Source organism: Allofournierella sp. (genome assembly GCF_017889395.1).
In the GTDB taxonomy this organism is placed as follows: domain Bacteria; phylum Bacillota; class Clostridia; order Oscillospirales; family Ruminococcaceae; genus Allofournierella.
Genome location: NZ_JAGHKE010000143.1, coordinates 1 through 2,347, shown reverse-complemented (window position 1 = coordinate 2,347; position 2,347 = coordinate 1). Strand labels below are relative to the sequence as shown.

General features: G+C 61.8%; 1 protein-coding gene and 1 pseudogene. Both read right to left on the bottom strand.

Going from position 1 to position 2,347, the window contains the following annotated elements; genetic code table 11:
• Positions 1-302: 302 nt before the first annotated feature.
• Positions 303-1,931 carry a phosphoenolpyruvate--protein phosphotransferase gene (gene ptsP / locus J7G73_RS12790; RefSeq protein WP_291246547.1) on the bottom strand — a complete coding sequence of 543 codons (1,629 nt, stop codon included), beginning with the start codon at positions 1,929-1,931 and terminating at the stop codon, positions 303-305.
• Positions 1,928-2,347, bottom strand: a pseudogene (locus J7G73_RS12785) (hypothetical protein); the annotation flags it as partial. The gene ptsP and the pseudogene J7G73_RS12785, both read right to left, overlap by 4 nt.

Sequence of the window (2,347 nt, the reverse complement as noted above, 5' to 3'; positions counted from 1 at the left end):
GGATTCCGAAGTGTCCAGCCGCTGAGCCAGCTCGGTGACGGTTGCCGCCCGGCGCTTTGCCAGCACATCCAGAATCACCGCAAACCGTTTTTCTGCCAGCATTTCGCCGCCCCCTTTGCCTGTATCTCTCGTTCTGGTTTCACTATAGCACAGTCATTTGGCGAATTCAAGCATTTTCTATCAAAAACAATCAAATTTCTGCATTTTATTTTGAGTCGCCTTCGCATTTTTGCGCAAATTCGCGCAAACAAGCAAAAAACCCCTGCGCCGCGGGTTGCGGAACAGGGGATTTTTTATCTGTGCTATCGCTGGAAGCGAGGTGGCTCATTCAGATCCAGCTCCAGCAGGTGAGCCTTGATCTGCATCAGACTGCGCGCCTCCATGCACAGTCCCCGCACGCCCTGGCGGATGAATCGCTCGGCAGTATCCGGATCAGTGGCACTCACGCCGCAGATGGTAACCGGCAGCTCCTGGCTCCAGGCGGCCGCCACCACCATGTCGATCAGGCGGCCCCCCGCGTGGGGCCAGCCGGTAAAATAGCCGGACATCCGGCTGTCCCGCCGGTCGGCCGCGTAGGTGTACTGGGTCAGATCGTTGGTACCGATGTGCACGAAGGAGCAGCGGTCTGCCAGAATCTCATCGGCCAGCAGGGCAGCGCTGGGCACCTCGATCATTGCACCCAGCGGAACCTTTTCATTGAAGGGCACGCCTTCCCGGCGCAGCTGGCTCTTGGCCACCTCCACCAGCTCCAGGGCTTCCTTCCAGTCCGCCGGGCCGGTGATCATGGGGAACATGATTCGCAAATCGCCCTTGAGCGCGGTACGCAGCAGCGCCCGCATCTGGGTGACGAACAGCTCCGGGGGGCTCAGTTGAAGCCGCACACCTCTCATCCCCAGCGGGGAATAATTGATGGTATCCTCCAGCTCCGCCACCCGCTTGTCCGCCCCGATGTCAAAGGTGCTGATGATTACCGGTCGACCGGCAGCCGCTTCCAGGCAGGTCATATAATAATAGTATTGCTCGTCCTCGCCGGGAATGTGATCGCCGGTAATAACGAACTCGCTGCGCAGCAGTCCCACGCCATCTGCACCCGCGTCCATGGCGGCCCGAATGTCGGTGGGACTGGAGCAGTTGGCCATCAGGGTCACAGCGGTGCCGTCCTTGGTCACGCAGGGCTGGTCCTTCAGGAAGGCCATCCGCTTTTTCAGCATACCCTCGCCCACAATCCGCCGCTGAGCGTGGCGCACCGCGTCCGCGTCCGGCTTGACGATCATGTCACCGTTATAGGCATCCAGAATGGCGGCCTGCCCCTCGCTGTAATCCAGCATCTCATTGCCCAGCTGCACCACGGCGGGAATGTCCATGGTACGGGCCATAATGGCCGCGTGGCTCTGGATACTGCCGCCGCTGGTGGCAAAGCCCAGAATCTTGGCCCGGTCGATGCTGATGATGTCGCTGGGGAAGATGCGCTCCCCCACCAGAATGCAGGGGACCTCCAGCTCGGGAGCCTTGCGGGGCTCGCCGTCCAGAATATTCACCACCCGGCGGCAGACATCCAGCACATCCACCGAGCGCTGGCTCATGTATTCATCGTCCAGATTTTCCAGGGTGGCGGCATAGTGCCTGCCCACCCATTCCATGGCGGCGGCCGCGCCATCGCCGTCCGCGATGCGCTGGGCCACCTGCGTCAGCAGACCTGCATCTTCTAGCATCATCCGCTGGAACATAAGAATGGCCTGCTGGGTGCCGTCGGTTTTTTCCTCCAGAACGCGCAGCTCCTCTTTTGCCAGGATCACAGCCGCATCGAACAGGGCCTGCTCACGCACCGGAAGACCGACCACACGCGCCAAGCCGGCAGTGCCGTGGTGCAGCCGGTGGACCGGCCCCATGACCAGCCCTTTGGATGCGCTGATGCCTGTGAATCTTCTCATGGAACCTCACCTCCCTGGGATCTGTGCAGGCTTGCCGCCACAAGCGCCTGCAGAAACTCTCCGGGGGCGGCTGCCGCCTGGGCGGACTCCCGGATACAAATACCCGCCCCCTCTTCAAACAGGGGCGCAAACCGCATGCAGATCTGAGGGTCCACCTGCTGCAAAAATTCGTCAAACAACTGCCGGGCGGTGTAGACCGGCTCCGGTGCCACACCGGCCAGCTCACAGGCCCGCTCCAGCGGAGCCAGTGCCCGGGCTGCGGCCGTGGTCGCCAGCTTTTCCAGCCCGCCCAGCGCCGCCTGTTCCGTAAAGGTAAGCGAGGGGTTTGCTCCCATGACCCGGCGCAGCAGCTCGGCATAAGGGCGGATAAAGTTCTCGGTGAGCACCCGTTCCTGCCCGGCCTGGATGCTGTAAGC